Here is a 17019-nt window from a genome sequence, read left to right on the forward strand (position 1 = left end):
TCTATTTATATTTTACTATGTATGTTGCATATAGCAATCAAGTATAAGTGTGATTTAAATAAAAAAAATCCCATAAATAGGGGACTTTTTTTAACTATTTAAGACTATTTTGATAGCAGTTTTTCCTTTTAATCATGAACCTTCAAGACCAAAACAATCGATTTCAAATTCTTGGTCTTTTAATTCAATTTCATTTTCGACAACTGTTTCTCATAAGTTTGTGTCTCAATCAACTTGATATTTAATAAAGTTTGGATCTAATACTACTTCTGGAATATCATATAATCCTAGAATTTTTAACATTGTAGTTCTAAATACAGATTGAACTGTAGACATAACTCCACCGTTAACATCCATTCATATAAAGTGTTCTAGAGATTCGTATTTATCTTGTTCACCTAATTCATTTTTTTCTCAAGCTTTTGTACGACTTTCAACAACTTCTTTTCATCTAATATTGAAGTTTGCATTTGAATTTAATTCTTCTCCTAAATTACCTAAATCATTTTCACCATCTTCTGCATCTTTATTTTTTGATCAAGATACTTCAACAGTTCCTTTGTAATTTGGTCATTTTAGTTCATCACCTTTAATTATTGCACCATTTTCATTAATATCAGAAATGATAACGTGTTCTAATTTCAATTCATTTAAAGTATTTGCATTAGCCTTAATTACCAATCCTCATACTGAACCTGGATTTGTAGGTAAAGTTATTAAATCATCTGCAAGCATTGTTCTTTGAATTAATTTTGTAATATCTTTTTCATCTTTATCAACTTCTTGTTCAACAAAGATACTAAATGTAACTTCGACGCTTCCTTTATAAATAATTGAATTATCTTTTGCTTTAATTGTTGCAGATGAATCTGTAATATTGATAACTTCAACTTCTGCTTTTTGCAATGCTTGGTTTTTAATAGCAACTCTGTTTAAAATTGTTTCACTATCTTTATCATTGATTTCTCCAAGTTTTCTGACACTAATTACGTCTTCTAAAGCACTTGAAATTGTGAAAGTAACAGAGATTGTTGATGGATTATAAAACTCACTATCATTTTTAACTTTAATATCAGCTTTATTTTCACCAATATTAATTACTTCAAGTTCACTAATAATTAAATCAGGATTTAAAGTTTCTGCTTTGGCAAGTAAAGTATCTGGTTCACTATCACCAACTCCAAGAAGATCTGTTGTTTTTAAATGTTCTTTTAAATCAATTTTTTCCTCTGGTGGTGTTGGAGTTGAAGCAAGACTATAAGTTATTTTAATTGAACCTTGTTCATAAACTGTTGAGTTTGCTTTAACTTTAATTGTGGCATTAGTGTCATTAATTGCACTAACTTCAATTTCACTTGTATTAACTTGTGAGTTTTTAGCTTTAACAGCACTTAAAATTGTATTTTCATCAGCTTTACTAATTTCACCTAAATTAGTTGTTTTTAAATGTTGCTCTAGTTTGATTAATTCAATTGGAGGTTCTACTGATTCTTCAACTGTAAATTTAACAGCAACACTACCTTTATAAACTTTTGAATTTGATTTTGAATTAATTAAAGCACTTGTTGAAGTAATATTTGAAATAGTTACTTCTTTTGTATTTAAAGCACTATTCAGGTTTGCAATTGCATTTAAAATAGTTGTTGATTGATTATCTGCAAGCTCACCTAAACTAGTAGTTTTAATTACAGAGCTCAATTCAACACGAGTATCTGCTTCTTTAACAGAGAATGAAACTTTTGCAGAACCATAATATTTTTCAGAATTATTTTTTGCCTGAATTGTAGCACCTTTATTAGTAATATTGATAACTTCTATTTCATTTGTATCAAGATTTGTATTTTTTGTACTTAAAACACTTAAAATTACACTTGCATCAACTTTTTCAAATTCACCTAAGTTTTTTACTTTAATAACATCATGTAAATTTTGAACATACATTCATTGAACTTTAGCACTACCTTCAAGATCAAAACCTCACTCAATGTTTGGTGTTAAAGTAACAGTACCTTTATCTGAACTTGAAAGGGCAGGATCACCTTCAATATCAACTTGAAAGCTGGCTAATTTTTTAGACGCATCAATTGCATCATTAATTCCTTTAATTGATTTTTCTTTAATTTTTAAGACCATATCTGTAGTCAATTCAGATAAAGGTCCTTTTCCTAGAACCGCAACTTCTCCGCATGATACTGCACTAGCTGCAGCGGGAGCAGTTACCGAAGCGGCACCGATTAGTGATAGTAACTTTTTCATATAGTTGCTCCCCCCTTAAAATATAAAAATATTAATATAATTTTATCTTTTAATTTATGATAAAACAAGTTATCAACTTGTAAGTGTGCTGTATAATCTAAATAAACAAGGGGTTATTTATGCAAAATCAAGAAATTGAAAAAAAATATAAATGAAAGTTGGAATTTAGTTTTAAAAGTAAAAAACATTTCATTAAAAAGCTTAATAAGATTATTAAAATGAATATGAAACTATTAAAATTTGAAGATAAATTTAATGATTTTCAAGTTTTTAAGAAATTTTTCTTTAAAAATAGAAAAGTTAATAAATTAGAAGAACAATTAGCTTATCCATTTAATTTATTAGAAGTTGAACAAAATAATGATTATTTATTGGAATTAAATCAGATTTATAATATAAAAATGAATGATATTAGTGATAAATTTACTTGAGTTCAAGAAAATTTAAAAAACTATAATAAAGATCAATTTTTAGAGTTTGTTAAAAATGATAATGATTTAAAAAACTATTATAAGAGCTATGTTGATTTTTATAAAGAAATTAAATATTTATTGCCAGAAAAAGATAGAAAAATATTGGCCAAAACCAATGGATCTAGTTCTACAATCTATGAAATGTATGAAACTTTAATGTATAAAGATTACAAAACATCCAAGTTTATTTTTCAAAATCAAGAATATAAATTAGATAATAAAACTTATACTCAAATACTTACAGATAGTAATCCTATTAAAGATCAAAAATTAAGAATTGAATATAGTCAAGCTTTTAATAAGAATATCTTTAATAAAAGATTTAGTTTTATCAAACTATATGATGCTTTGATTCGTGAAAATGTTGAAAGTTATAAGTTAATTGGAATTAAAGATTATTTTGAATACTTCTTTGATGATAGTGATTTTTATAAACCAGATTTAGAAACAATTATTAATGCAACTTCAAAATATGAATATTTAGTCGAAAAATTTTATTTACTATTCAAAGAACATTTTAATTTTGATAATGAATTTTATATTACAGATACTTCTTTAAAATTAAGTAAAGAAAATAATCAAAAAATTACGATTGAAAAGGGCATTGAAGTTATAAAATCAGCTTTTGATATTTTTGGAGATGAATACGGTCAATTTTTAGAAGAAATGTTAATTCCTGGAAAAATTGATTATTTAGAGTATAAATATAAAAATTCAGGAGCCTTTACAATTACAAACAATTATTTTAAGCCTTTAATATCTCTAAATTGAACTAATGATATTAGTTCAATCATGACATTGGGTCATGAATTAGGTCATGGTATTCATCATTTATATGCTCAAAAATATCAACCTGAACCTTTTAATAGTTTTGGCCATTTAATAGGAGAAGTTGCTTCAACTTTTAATGAATTGATAATAATGCAATATTTATTAAAAACAGCAAGTAAAGAAACTAAGATTTGATTAATCCAAAATAAAATTGAGTTTCTAATGTCCAATCTATTTTCTGCAATTAAATTCACAAAATTTGAGTTAAATTGTTTTGAGCAAGTACATAATGACAAAATTATTAATGAACTCTATTTAGATCAATTAATTAAAGAATTAAATCAAAATTCATCAATACAATATTTTGATAAAGAGTTTAAAAAATATAGTTGAATAAATATTGACCATATTTTTGAACAACCGTTTTATTTATATAAATATAGTGTTTCAATTTCTGTTGCTTTTCATTTTTTTAATAATTTTCTAAAAACTGGTGATATTACTCCATTTATTGAATTTTTAAAAGAGGGTGGCAATCTGGAACCAAAACAATTATTTAAAAAGTATGGTTTTGATACTTTAAATGAACATAGTTATGATTCAATTTTTCAATATATTGATAAGCTAATTGAACAGTTAAGAGAACTTATAAAATAAAAAGATGTTTTAATAAACATCTTTTAAAAAGTGACTCATTATAAAACTAAAAGAATTAATATATGCATAAAATTCAATCACAGAAACATTGCAATTAATGAATTTATCTTCACTAATTTTTTTAACCTTTAGTAATTGACGCAAATACTTTGTAACAATAATTGCTAAAAATGAAATATCTGTGATTTTAGTATCAATTTTAATTACTTGGTCAACAACCATTGGAATATATTCATCATTTTTCAATTGAACTAAAAGTTCTTTTTTAAAAATTTCTAGATTTTGATCAATAATTTTATTAATTAATTCTAAACAATATTGTTTTTTATTACCAATATCTGTTTTATTAATTCCTTCAAAATAATTGGCAATTGTTTCAATTGCTTTTACAATTCCAAGCGTTGTACAGTAATCAATTATAAACTTATGAAATTTTTTTAAGATTCTTACATTTGATTTAATCAAACTATATTTTTGATTAAAGAAGTTTTTATAATTGTCAACTGATTTGAACATTTGACTATATTGCTCATAACTTGTTGTAAAAGTTAATTTAAAATTATCTAAATTTTTATTAAATTTAAGTAATCACTTTTCTAATTTTTTAAATGCTTTTTTTAATTCCTTATCTCAAAAAGGATTAACATTTTTTAAGTGATTAATTTGGTTTTCATTTAACACACTTGGTTTATAACTATTTATCATACAAAATCATCTTCCTTAAATACTTTAAATATTATATAGTATTTATAGCAAAGGAATAAATTAAACTATGCTTGGAAAATACGATTTTAAAGAAGAACATATTGATGAAGTTTTAAATTATTTTGCTTTATCACTTTCAAATACGTTTATGTGACTAAAATTAGTCAAAGAACATTATAAAAAATTTGATTTAGATTATCAAAGAGTTAATAAAATGATTAAAATGTTACGATCAATTGAATTTTTTCATGAGTTTCAAAGTGTGAGAGATTTATTTTATGATTGATATGATCAACAATTTATGTATTTTTTAAAATTAGATGAACAATCAATTGAATTTGACAGAGATATTTTGCAACCAAGAATGATTTCTTTGAAAGAAACAATTATTACAACTGATAAGACAGTGAGATTTATTTATGATTTTATTGCTAAACATAATCGTTTACCAGACAAAGTTGAAGTAGTTGATTTTTTACTAGTTAGAGCAGTTGATTATATTAGTGCTATTGAAAAACTATATCAAGTAAATAAATTTATATTAAATCCTCAACAAAAGGACATATTGAAAAATTTGAAAGAAGAAATTGATGTTGATGAATGAATATTGGGAATAGAATTAACAATTGGTATTTATGAAGATGAATTTGCTCATGTAAAAGCAAAAAATGATCCTTTTGATAATGGTTTTAATGATTATTGAAAAATAAATGGAATTTTATATCAAATTCAAGTAATTTGTGAACTAGCAAATAATATATCTGAAAATTAATATTTGAAAGAAAAAAGAGTTATTAATTTAAAAACAATCTTGTTTCCAAGATTGTTTTTAAATTTCTTAAATAATTTCTTTAAATTTTTTACCATCTAAAATTATTTCATCTAATTTAAATGTATTTTCAGAATGACTAGAAACAATGTTTACTTCAGTTCCATAATTTTCAAAAATATATTTAATAGCAGTTTTAGCTACTTCTTTTGAATTAGAAGAAGTGAAATCTGCTTGATCACACAAAGGAATGTCTCCAACAAATAATAACTTTTGTTCTTTTGTGTAAAACATATGTTTCAATTCGTTATTAATTTCAAATTTATCAAAGCTAAATTCAAAATTTTTAATTACTAATTGAAAACTTTTATTAATAAAAATTTTATGTTTAATATCTCAAGGTGTTTTTTGTGATTCATTTTTATTTATATTTGTAATTAAACGATCGTATTCTTCAGGATCTATAATTAAATTAACTTCAGGATATTTTTTAACAATGTTATCAATTCCAAGTCCATGGTTAATGTTTCCATTAGTTAAGATTATAGTAGTTAATTCAATGTTTCTTTTTTCTAAAAAATTTATGATTGTATTATCTAAGCCAAAAATATCAATTAAAATAGCAGTATTATCTTGATTGACAAGTAAATGTGCTACACTTGAATTTAATTCTTCATTTGTAAAACTTCTCATTATAAACATATGCATTAATTCCGTTTCTTGCTTTTTTTAACAATATATAAGCAATATAATTATAAATTTATTTTTAATAATATAAGTGAAATATTTAAATTATTTTAAATTTGCAATTAAATTTTTAAAAATAGTTAAACCAAAAGAGAAATAAAAGTAAAAAAATGGATAAGATTTCAAAAATAATTAAATTTTTAAGTTTATAAGTGTTTAATTTGAAATTTATTTTCAAATTATTCAATTTGCTATATCATTATGTTTAAAATTAAGTTATAGTTTATTTGAAGGAAGTAAATATTATGAGACAAACAGTAAAAGTAACTATTACAAACATTGTTAATTTTGGTGCATTTTGTGATGTAACAATTGATGGCAAAGTTTATAACGGTTTAATTCATATCTCAGAAATTACAGATGGTTATGTTGCAAACGTATCAGATCATTTATCAGTTGGTGAAACAGTTGATGGTTATGTAATTTCAGTTGATGAATCAAAAAACCAAGCTAAAATTTCTTTAAAAAACGCACAGTAATATCTGTATAAACTTTTAAAGGAGTCATAAAAAACTTATCTAAGAATAGATAAGTTTTTTTTATTTATAATAATTAAGAAGGGTGTCGTAGAAGTCCATGAAAGAAGAAAAATTTTTTACAAATAAAGATCAACAAGAATTATTGACAGAAATTCAAAATGAGATTAAAACTTCAGATGAAGTCTATTTAATTTATCCATTTATTTCAAAAATGATTCTAAATAAGATTTCTTCAACTTTTGATTACTGTTTAGAACACAATATTCCAATTAAAATAATTTCAACAACATTTGATGATTTATCACAATTTAATAATTTAAATGAATTAAAAAATATTGTTGAAAAATATAGTAATATTGAAATCAAAATTGAAGATAACCTAGAAAAGCATAGTGAAAGAATTCATATTAAAGCTTCAATTTTTAAAAGAAAACATAAACCTGATAGTGCTATTATTGGTTCATCTAATTTGACTTATAAGGGAATGGTTAGTGGAAGAGAATGAAATATTAAAATCATTTCAAAACAGGAAAATGACTTAGTTCAACAAATGATTGAAGAATTTGATAATTTGTGAGTAGAGGATTTTATTAATTTTTCAGATACAGAACAAAGAGAATTTTTAATTCAAAGAGTTAAAGAAAATCAAGAAGCCAAAATTCAATTGGATTTAATGAATCAAAATTCAAATTTTGTTTATGTAAGACGATATTTATATAAATTTCAAAAAGAAGTTATTAATAAGCTATCATATCGACGATTTATGGGTAAAGATAAACATTTAGTTGTTATGGCAACTGGTACTGGAAAAACACTTGTTTCTGCTTTTGACTATAAAAGACAAATTGAAAGTGCAAAACAAAATTTAAGAATTTTATTTTTAGCACATCAAAAAGAAATTATTGATCAAGCTATTAAAACTTATCGTCAAGTTTTAAATGATCCTAATTTTGGAGAAGTGTTATATGATGGTCAAAACATTAGTCAAAAACCAAAACATCTTTTTGCAACCATACAGTCACTTTCAAACAAAATTAGTGATTTTGAAAAAGACCAATTTGATATCATTGTTTTTGATGAAGCACATCATATTGCTGCAAACACTTTTGATAAAACTTTTAATTATTTTCAACCAAAACAAATTTTAGGTTTAACAGCAACTCCTGAAAGAGAAGATGGAAAAGACATAAAAACATATTTTAATAATGAATTTGCGTCAGAATTAAGATTATGAGATGCTGTAAATCAAAAATTACTTTGTCCTTTTGATTATTATTGTGTTGATGATACTTCAACTGATTTAACTGGAGTTGATTTAGATTCAGATAAAGAAATATTTAAAAAAATAAATACTGATTCTAGAAATGAATTATTATATAAAACAATTGAAAAATATTTGGGAATATATGCAAGACCAACTGCTTTGATATTTTGTGTGACAATTGAGCATGCCAATATTATTGCTAGTTTTTTAAAATTAAAAAATTTAAAAGCAGAAGTATTAACTTCTGAAAATAAAAAAGAGCGTAAAAGAATTTTGCATGAATTTAGTACTGGAAGAATAAATTACTTATGTGTTGTCAATATTTTTAATGAAGGAATTGATATTCCACAAATTAATACTATTATTTTATTGAGACCAACAAATTCCAAAACAATTTATCTTCAACAACTTGGAAGAGGGCTAAGAAAAACAGAACTTAAAAATAAATTAGAAGTTTATGATTTAATTTCTAATATAGATAGTAAATATGATTTAACTTTAGGAATTAGAAATTTATTTGATCCAAAAATTATAGGAACTAATTTTATTTCTGCAAAACAAGGTTTACCATATAATTCAACAATTACTTTAGAAAAACGTGCAGAAGAATTAATTTTAAGAAGTCTTAAAAAATGATATGGTAATAAAATTATTCTTAAAGATCAAGTTGTTAAATATTATAAAAAATATCAAGATAAAGCTTTGGAAATGATTATTAAAGATTATGATTTATCTCTACAAGATTTTTATAATACTTTAGATGATTTATTTTTAAAAACAGCGAAACAAATAGGCAAGTATCAAAAATTTGAAAATGAAACTAAAAGAAATAAAAATATTTTAAAACAATTTATTTTCTTAGATAATTATCAAATTATAAATTACTTTTTAAAACGATTATCTAATCAAATTTTAAAATCTGAAATTGATTTAGATTTTGATAATTTATTAATGACTTCGTTTTTATATGAAATTACAAGTATGGATAAATTTTTACAATTGTATCCAAATTATTTAGAAATAAATGATCTTGTTGAACATTTCATTAATAATAATAAAATTATTGTTGAAGAATTAATCTTAATATTAAAATATAAGCTTGAAAATGAAACTTTAATTTTTACAAGTAATATTGATAAGCTTTTATCAATTGATTCAACTTATACAGTAAAACAATCACTTGCAGCAGTTGGAAGAACCAATTTCTTACATTATCGTGAAGAATTAAAAGTATTGACTTTTCAAGCTGGATATTTAACTTGACAAAATTCAAAGCAAATTATCTTAGCAGATGAAGATGGAACAGGATATGGAAAATTGACAAAATATGATCCTGATAATAAGAAGTTTTATTGGTCTCTTCCCGAAACAATGACTTTAAAGCATAAAATTATTAAAGATTTTAAAGATGAAAATATAATTAAATACTTATTTATTCATGATCGCCAAAATTATGAACAAAAAAATATGTTTTTAAAATTATATAAATTCACTGGAATTGGAACTTTTAAAGAAATGTTGGTTAATAATTATTTAACAGCAGAATTTGATATTTTTTAAATATATTAAAAGGAGATAGATACTATCTCCTTTTAAATTACACTTTTTGTTTATTGTAATCACTTTTATGCTTATTATAATAAAAATAGTATTAAAAGAATGAATGAAATAATAACTCTATCAAAAAGGATGGCAGGGTGGGTTTGTCGAATGAAAGGAATTAATATATGTTTAAATTACTAAGTTTAATTGGAACTTTATCAGTTGGTTCATCAGCTGTGACGCCAATTGTAATTGCAAATCATAATGTAAATGAAGAAATTTCAACTGATGTTGAAAAAGGAATGATGTATATTTTTATTGATAATGATAAACATTTTGATAGTGAGGGAAATCTAATACTTGGAACTCAAGATTACAAAGAGATTTTAATTAAAGAAGTAGAAAGACAAAGACAATTTAATCAAGAAAATGGTGTTACAAATTTTGAAATTAAAGAAAGTACTACAAGATTTCCTGGAACTCAAAAAGATGGAGAAATTCAAGTAGGAAGAAATATTGCAAGAATAGTTAATGCAGTTGAATATGAAATTTTAAATGTTAATGTGAATATTGAAAAACTAGATAACTTTGGAAACTTTACATACGCAATCGAATATACAGCAATTGCTGATGGAGAGCAATATACTGAAAATTTATATGGATATCAACCAAAACAAGCTTTAACAGATTTTCAAATTAAACCAGGATATGTAATTCAATTCGAAACAGAATATGAAATTGGAAATTCAATTGAATATACTGATAATAATTTTGAATCTGGAATTTATTTACCTGATTTAGGAATTGATTTCTTAGTATGGCAAGTTATTGATATGTTTAATTATTCAAATTCAAATTTCAATTCTGACGCAATTGATTATATTAATAAAACTATGAATACAAAAATTGAATCTGCAACTTCAATCGAAGTTTATTCAGCAGTAAAAAATAATGAAGGTTATGAAAAGGGTTCACAAATTTTAAATGATGAAGTTGTAAGTGATGAATATTTCTATGTTTCATTCACATCAAGTGATGCAACTGGAACATTCAACATGCTAGTACATAAATAAAATAAAAAATATCTTTATTAACTAATCAAAAGATTGATTTAGTTTTATAAAGATATTTTTTTATAAATAATTAATATTTGAAATCACAATCATTAACATGATCATTTATTATTCCAATTGCTTGTAAAAATGAATAAACGGTAGTTTTTCCCAAAAAAGCAAATCCTTTTTGCTTTAAGATTTTGCTAATTTCAATTGATAAATCTGAATAGGCAAGTATTTCTTCTTGTTTTTCAATTGAATTAACTATTTGTTTATTGTTAACAAAACTTCAAATAAAATTACTAAAACTTTGATATTCTTCTTGAATTTTTAAAAAAGCATTAGCATTAGTAACAGCTGCTTTAATTTTTAATCTATTTCTAATAATTCCAGGATTATTTAATAATTCATTTTTTTTACTTTCATTATATTGTGCAATTTTTTGATAATCTCAATTATCAAAAGCTGTTCTAAAGTTAGTTCGTTTCTTTAAAATCGTATTTCAACTTAAACCTGCTTGATTTAATTCTAAAATTAGCATTTCAAATATTTTTGTATCATCATAAACAGGTTTACATCATTCATTATCATGATATTCTTGATCAAATTGATCTTTTGTAGCTCATAGACATCTCTTTTTCATTTTTTATTTCCTTTGTTTTCAATTTATTATACCACTTAAAGTATGAATAAATATTTGAGAATAAATTCATAAATGATTATACAACCCTTAGTGGCGAGAGGGTATATTTTTAATCATTTTTTTGCTATAATCTATTTAAATAGTTTGATATTTATAGGGGAGAAATTGTATGTTTGTAAAGAAAATACTTGTAAAAAACTTCATAATACCAGGAGAACAAGAGTTCATTTTTGATGAGGAACAAAACTTAATTGATGGGTGATTTTATAACATTAAAGAATTACCTTTAATTAATGAATTGTTAAACGGTAAGTGAAATGAAAATACTTTAAGTTTTGAAAAATATTATCCAAAATTTGCAAGAAAAATTGCAGATATGGATTTACAAATTGATGCTTTAATTGTATTTACACCAGAAGAATTAGAATTAATGAATAAACATATTATTCAATATACTGGAAAAGCTCAATATTCAAGAGCATGATATTATTCAATTAAATGTACATATCCATACATTTTCCCAGTAGTATCATTAGTACCAGCTGAAAATCCAAAAGATAATACTTTTGGTATTGGAACTCATTATGAAAAATTTATCAAAGTTAATTCAACTAAAAAAGATATTTTAACAGTTACAGGAATGAATGCTGTTGGACTATTACGTGAAAAATACTTTGAATATAAAGCAATGCAAGTTAGAGTTGATCAATTAAAAACTCATAAACGTTATTTAGATGTTATTAAATCAACATATAGATATGATGAACAATTTATTAAAAAAATTGGACAAGTAGTTTACGCAATTGATGATGGAGATGTAATCAATTATGGAGACCAAGCAGATTTCTTCTTAAGAAATAAAGGGTTTGCAGAGTTTTTAGATTCAGTGCCATTATTAAAAGAGAATTTAGAAATTAAATTTGATTTTGCAGAAATGTTATATGAAGTATATTTAAGAGATTTACAATGAATATATTCAGTAAAAAGTTCAAATGATATTTTAGAAATTAGAAAAATAATTGTTAAAGCTCACTGTGAAAAACCATTAAATGATCGTAATGTTTTATCATTAATTAAATTTGATTTAAAATATGATCCAAAAATGGATATAACAGAAATGCAAAAAGAATTTATTGAAGATCCAACAAATGCAACAGTGTTAAAAGAAAAAGATGAACCAATTAATATGTTTGATAAAAGCGTTGTTGAAGAGGTTGATTTAACTAAATATGATGATACTTCTGATTTAGAAGATTTAGCAATTTTAAAATCTTCTTTAAAAGATGAAGAGAAAAAAATTAAAGAAGCTCGTAAAGCTGAATTATTAAAAGCTAAAAGACAAATTCAAGATGCTAAAGAACATGAAAAACGTGTTACTTTAGAAGAAAAACAAAAATTAAAAGCTGCAAAAGAAAAAATGAAAGCAAAGGAACTTGAAACATCAAAAAAAATTGCTGAGGGAAAAAGAAAAGCAGCTGAAAAACAAAAACAACAAGATTTAATTCTAAAACAACAAAGACAAAAAAGAAATGAATCTCAACAAAAAGCAGATTAGTATCTGCTTTTTTATTGCACTAATCGATATGTTTTATTAATGAGTGTAATAAAAGTATAGAATTTATGTATAATCTTAGTATAAGAGGTATTTATCATGGACAAATCAAAAAACAATAAACTTGTAGAAGAGTATGATTTTATTGATCGTGCTGCTTTGTATAAGGAATTAAAAAATAACCAAATTTCTAATGAAGATGCTCAAAAATTTGTTGAATCTATTTTTGAAAATTATTTCTTAGATAATGATAATATTAACTTTTTACAAATGAATGGGTATCATTTTTTTTCATTTTTAGATGATGAACTTTGTTTTTGTTTAAGCGCAAAACCATATGGAGAATGTTGCAAACTTAATTTAAAAACAGATATTCATAAAGAATATGTTGCATTTGAAAAAAGTTTAGTAAATGACAAAGAATATCAAAAATACTTACTAAATTCACAAGAAATTTATCAAGCAGTTTATAAAAAAGTTGCAAAACAAGAAGTATGTAATTATGTTTCATGTTCAGAACCAACAGTTGCAAATAATTTATATAACTTTGATTTTGCAAAACAAAAATTTGTAACTACAAAAAAAGATATTCCATTTGATAATAAATACAAAATGGGAGATATCTTCTTTGACTTAGCTGTTAAAAAAACATTCACTTTCAATGGTTTTTGTAAAAAACATGATGAGCTTACAAATATAAAGCTATCAAAAGATTCTAAAGATAAAGATATCATTAATTTGCATTATCGTGCATTAGTGTTTAAAGCATTTAACTATAAAGTTTATTTAAATGCTTTAAAAGAAGAATATTTAAAATATTTTAATTCAATTAAAGAAGAAGGTTTTAAATCGTTATTTATCTTTAGATTAAAAAAAGTTTCAAACCAGACTAGTTCAGTTTTTAATACACTAGTTGAATATCAAAAAAATTTAAAAACTAATAATGAAATTGAAATTGTTAAAATTAATTTACCAGTTTCAGAAGCAATTGAGGTCTTAGATCTAGTTTATCCTCAAATTTGTCCAAATGATTTTAAACTTGTAAACTCTGTAAATAATATCTTTATTCAAGAAAATATTGCTATTATGAATGTTGCAAATGAGAATAAACATTCGTTTACAACATTCAGTTATATTAAAAGTAATAAAGCATTGAATGAATTCTTCAAACAATATTTAAAAATAATTAAAGATAAAGCAAAATCAGAAGCTGCATTTGTTTCAAATTGTGCTTTGATTTTAACTGATAATATTTTGTTTAAACAAGAGTATTTTGATCAATTATCTCAAGAAAATAAAGCTTTATTTTCTGCATTAAATAAATTTAGATTTGAAAATCCTAATATGGGTCAAGAATACATTAAGATGAAATTCTTTGCGGGATTTAATAAAGGTAACAATTTCTTTTAATAGAAATTGTTTTAAAGAAGGTTAGTTTTATATGTACAATGAAAAATACTTTGATAAAGTGAACGGGAAAAAATTATTACAAAAGATTTTAAATAATATTTTTAATGAATATAAAGGCGCTATTGCAATTGATGGACCAAGTTTATCTGGAAAATCTTCAGTTGTTAATGAAACAATTGAAAGATTAATTCAAGAGGGTTTTATTAATGTTTATTTTGATTTTAAAAACTTTGTAGACAATAGAGACATTTTAAGTGAATTTACTGGAATGTTAATTTTTAAATTGAAATCACTATTGGGAAAAAGATTTATTAAAAGATTTTTAAAAGCAAATCATATTAAAAAAATTGAATATACAAAGATTGCTTCTTCAAAACAAAAAGCAATTACATTTACTTTTAGAAAGAAAAAGAAAAAACATGATAAAGAATTTAATTATTTGCTAAATACATTATTAGAAATTGATCAATTAATACAAACACACAATATTAGATTATTATTAACATTTGATAATTTAGAAAATCTAGAATTATATGAAATTTATGATGCATATAAATTATTAGAGATAATTTCACAAAATATTAAACACATTTATACAATTACAACAGTGGATTCAAACTATTTAAAAACAGACTTAAATATTAAAGATGAGTTTGAATCAATGTTTCCAACAATCTTTGAAATTAAAAAGGAATTTGATTTCTATGATCATCATAATAAATTTGTGAAACAGTTTATTGCTCAAGAAAAGATTTATGATATTTCTTTAATTAAATCAATTGATATTGATTTGGACTTAATTGAAAAATGATTAAAACGTACTTATGATTTTCATTTGATTGAAGATGATAAAAAATATTATGAAGAATTATGTTTTATCTTTTGAACACTAAAATATTACAAAATTCAAGATTTTGAATTAATTGATACATTAAATAATTCAATGGAATTTATAAAAGATGTCAAAAGAAATAATAAAATTTATGATATTGATTCAGTTTCAAATCTTAATTTAATAACTTTGGCCCTAAAAAATGCAGGTTTCAAATTTAATCAAAAGAATACTTTCTTAGAATTAATTCAAATACTTGAATTACCAACCAAAAGTGCTTTACCAGTATTAATTTATTTTTCAAATGACAATAAATTTAGTGTTGTAAATGAGCTATACATTTTCTACATATTTGTTGCAAACTTAACACAAATTAAGTCGCCTTACAATCAAAGAGAAAATATTGCCTTTTTAATTGATAATAATACTTTAAAACCAAGTGTATTATCAGTTTTAAAAGTAATGAATCAAAGAATTGTAGAAGAAATGAGTTCTTCAAGAATTAAAGAAATTTATGACATTGAATTCTTTGAAATATTAAAAAATTTCTTAGAATTGTTATAAATAAAAAGCCATTATTATAAATATAATAATGGCTTTTTTTATTAGTTATTAATGATTATTTTTCTGTTTCTTCAACCGAATGATCTCAGTCGATATTGTTATCTTGATCTTTTTCTTTTTTGTAACAATCATCGCAAACTGCCACAGGCACTTCGTCTTCAATTGTTTCATCAAAGATATAAATTCTTTTGGGATCTAAAGCATTAACTTCTTTTCCACAGTTATTTAATTCACATTTAGTCACAATATCACTCCTTTTTATTATTTTATCTTAAAATAATAAATTAGAAGTTACTTGTTTTTAAAATTACATAATCAACTTTTTTGATGTCACTTACAATATTTCCCCCTGAATAAGAGATTGATGATTGTAAATCTTCTTGCATTTCTTTATAAGTTTCTAGTAATTTTCCTCTTACTTGAATTAACTCTTTTTTACCCTCAACATAACGTTTTTCACCTTTGTTATATTCACTAGCACTTCCGTAGTACTCTTTAAACATTACTCCATCAATTTCAACGTTTGCTCCAGGTGATTCTTCATGAGCTGCAAATAAACTACCTACCATACACATAGTTGCACCAAATCTAATTGATTTAGCGATATCTCCATTTACACGTAATCCACCATCAGCAATAATTGGTTTTTTTGCAGCTTTGCTACATCATTTTATTGCTCCAAGTTGTCATCCACCAGTTCCAAAACCTGTTTTTAATTTAGTAATACATACTTTTCCAGGGCCAACTCCAACTTTAGTTGCATCAGCACCTCAGTATTCTAAATCTCTAACAGCATGAGGGGTTCCCACATTTCCAGCAATGATAAATGTTTTATCTTGCATATGTTTTCTAATATGTTCAATCATATTTTTAACACTTAATGAATGTCCATGAGCTATATCAATTGTGATATATTCAGGAATTAAGTTTTCTTTTACTAAGTTTTCGATTAAATCATAGTCTTCTTGTTTTACTCCAACAGAAATTGAAGCAATTAAACCAAGTGATTTCATTTTTCTAGTAAATTCAACACTATTAACATTGAAACGATGCATTACATAAAATTGATTTTCTTTTGCAAGTAATTCACATAATTCTTCATTAATAACTGAAGCCATATTTGCTGGCATTACTGGCATTTTAAATGTGTGATTTCCTAATTTAACTGAAGTGTCACACTCACTTCTTGATTTAACAACACACATACTTGGAATAAGTTGTATATCTTCATAATCAAATGCGTACATAATAATTTCTCCTTGTCATACCTATCAATTTATAACATAAAAAAAATGAGTTT

14 protein-coding genes are annotated in these 17019 nt (G+C 23.7%); 8 read left to right on the plus strand and 6 right to left on the minus strand.

Annotation, left to right across the window (positions count from 1 at the left end; translation table 4 throughout):
• Positions 1–90: 90 nt before the first annotated feature.
• Positions 91–2256 carry a lipoprotein gene (locus SCULI_RS02550; RefSeq protein WP_025363073.1) on the minus strand — a complete coding sequence of 722 codons (2166 nt, stop codon included), beginning with the start codon at positions 2254–2256 and terminating at the stop codon, positions 91–93.
• A gap of 119 nt (positions 2257–2375) precedes the next feature.
• Here SCULI_RS02550 and SCULI_RS02555 point away from each other — a divergent pair, with 119 nt between their 5' ends.
• Entirely contained in the window at positions 2376–4157 is a 1782-nt protein-coding gene (locus tag SCULI_RS02555; RefSeq protein WP_025363074.1) for a gluzincin family metallopeptidase, read from the plus strand.
• Between the two features lie 9 nt (positions 4158–4166).
• On the opposite strand, the gene SCULI_RS02560 is transcribed toward SCULI_RS02555, so the two are convergent.
• A complete protein-coding gene (locus SCULI_RS02560; protein WP_025363075.1) occupies positions 4167–4862 on the minus strand; it encodes a hypothetical protein in 696 nt (231 codons plus the stop codon).
• 67 nt (positions 4863–4929) lie between these two features.
• On the opposite strand from SCULI_RS02560, the gene SCULI_RS02565 reads away from it, so the two are divergent.
• Positions 4930–5634 carry a hypothetical protein gene (locus SCULI_RS02565; protein WP_025363076.1) on the plus strand — a complete coding sequence of 235 codons (705 nt, stop codon included), beginning with the start codon at positions 4930–4932 and terminating at the stop codon, positions 5632–5634.
• 66 nt (positions 5635–5700) lie between these two features.
• On the opposite strand, the gene SCULI_RS02570 is transcribed toward SCULI_RS02565, so the two are convergent.
• The gene (locus tag SCULI_RS02570; protein WP_025363077.1) at positions 5701–6339 is read right to left on the minus strand and encodes an MBL fold metallo-hydrolase; all 639 of its coding nucleotides are present in this window, start codon (positions 6337–6339) and stop codon (positions 5701–5703) included.
• A 284-nt stretch (positions 6340–6623) separates the two neighbouring features.
• Here SCULI_RS02570 and SCULI_RS02575 point away from each other — a divergent pair, with 284 nt between their 5' ends.
• The 3 genes from SCULI_RS02575 (at position 6624) to SCULI_RS02585 (ending at position 10736) form a co-directional block, all read left to right on the plus strand.
• Positions 6624–6857, plus strand: a complete 234-nt coding sequence (locus SCULI_RS02575; RefSeq protein WP_053230324.1) for a S1 RNA-binding domain-containing protein — start codon at positions 6624–6626, stop codon at positions 6855–6857.
• A gap of 97 nt (positions 6858–6954) precedes the next feature.
• Positions 6955–9681, plus strand: a complete 2727-nt coding sequence (locus SCULI_RS02580) for a DEAD/DEAH box helicase family protein (protein WP_025363078.1) — start codon at positions 6955–6957, stop codon at positions 9679–9681.
• 167 nt (positions 9682–9848) lie between these two features.
• Positions 9849–10736 carry a hypothetical protein gene (locus tag SCULI_RS02585; RefSeq protein ID WP_025363079.1) on the plus strand — a complete coding sequence of 296 codons (888 nt, stop codon included), beginning with the start codon at positions 9849–9851 and terminating at the stop codon, positions 10734–10736.
• 70 nt (positions 10737–10806) lie between these two features.
• Here SCULI_RS02585 and SCULI_RS02590 read toward each other — a convergent pair whose 3' ends face one another.
• Entirely contained in the window at positions 10807–11361 is a 555-nt protein-coding gene (locus tag SCULI_RS02590; protein WP_025363080.1) for a DNA-3-methyladenine glycosylase I, read from the minus strand.
• A 169-nt stretch (positions 11362–11530) separates the two neighbouring features.
• Here SCULI_RS02590 and SCULI_RS02595 point away from each other — a divergent pair, with 169 nt between their 5' ends.
• From SCULI_RS02595 to SCULI_RS02605, 3 genes are all read left to right on the plus strand, one after another.
• Entirely contained in the window at positions 11531–12916 is a 1386-nt protein-coding gene (locus SCULI_RS02595; RefSeq protein ID WP_025363081.1) for a hypothetical protein, read from the plus strand.
• 96 nt (positions 12917–13012) lie between these two features.
• Positions 13013–14323, plus strand: a complete 1311-nt coding sequence (locus SCULI_RS02600; protein ID WP_025363082.1) for a hypothetical protein — start codon at positions 13013–13015, stop codon at positions 14321–14323.
• 31 nt (positions 14324–14354) lie between these two features.
• Positions 14355–15719, plus strand: coding sequence for a P-loop NTPase family protein (locus SCULI_RS02605; protein WP_025363083.1), 1365 nt, complete (start codon positions 14355–14357; stop codon positions 15717–15719).
• Positions 15720–15774: 55 nt separating this feature from the next.
• Here the strand turns inward: SCULI_RS02605 and SCULI_RS02610 are convergent, their stop codons facing one another.
• A complete protein-coding gene (locus SCULI_RS02610; RefSeq protein WP_025363084.1) occupies positions 15775–15963 on the minus strand; it encodes a hypothetical protein in 189 nt (62 codons plus the stop codon).
• 40 nt (positions 15964–16003) lie between these two features.
• On the minus strand, positions 16004–16966 hold the full coding sequence (locus tag SCULI_RS02615) for a GMP reductase (RefSeq protein WP_025363085.1): 963 nt from the start codon (positions 16964–16966) through the stop codon (positions 16004–16006).
• Between the last annotated feature and the right edge of the window lie 53 nt (positions 16967–17019).

The sequence above is a fragment of the Spiroplasma culicicola AES-1 genome (genome assembly GCF_000565175.1).
GTDB classification, from domain to species: Bacteria; Bacillota_I; Bacilli_A; order Mycoplasmatales; family Mycoplasmataceae; genus Spiroplasma_A; species Spiroplasma_A culicicola.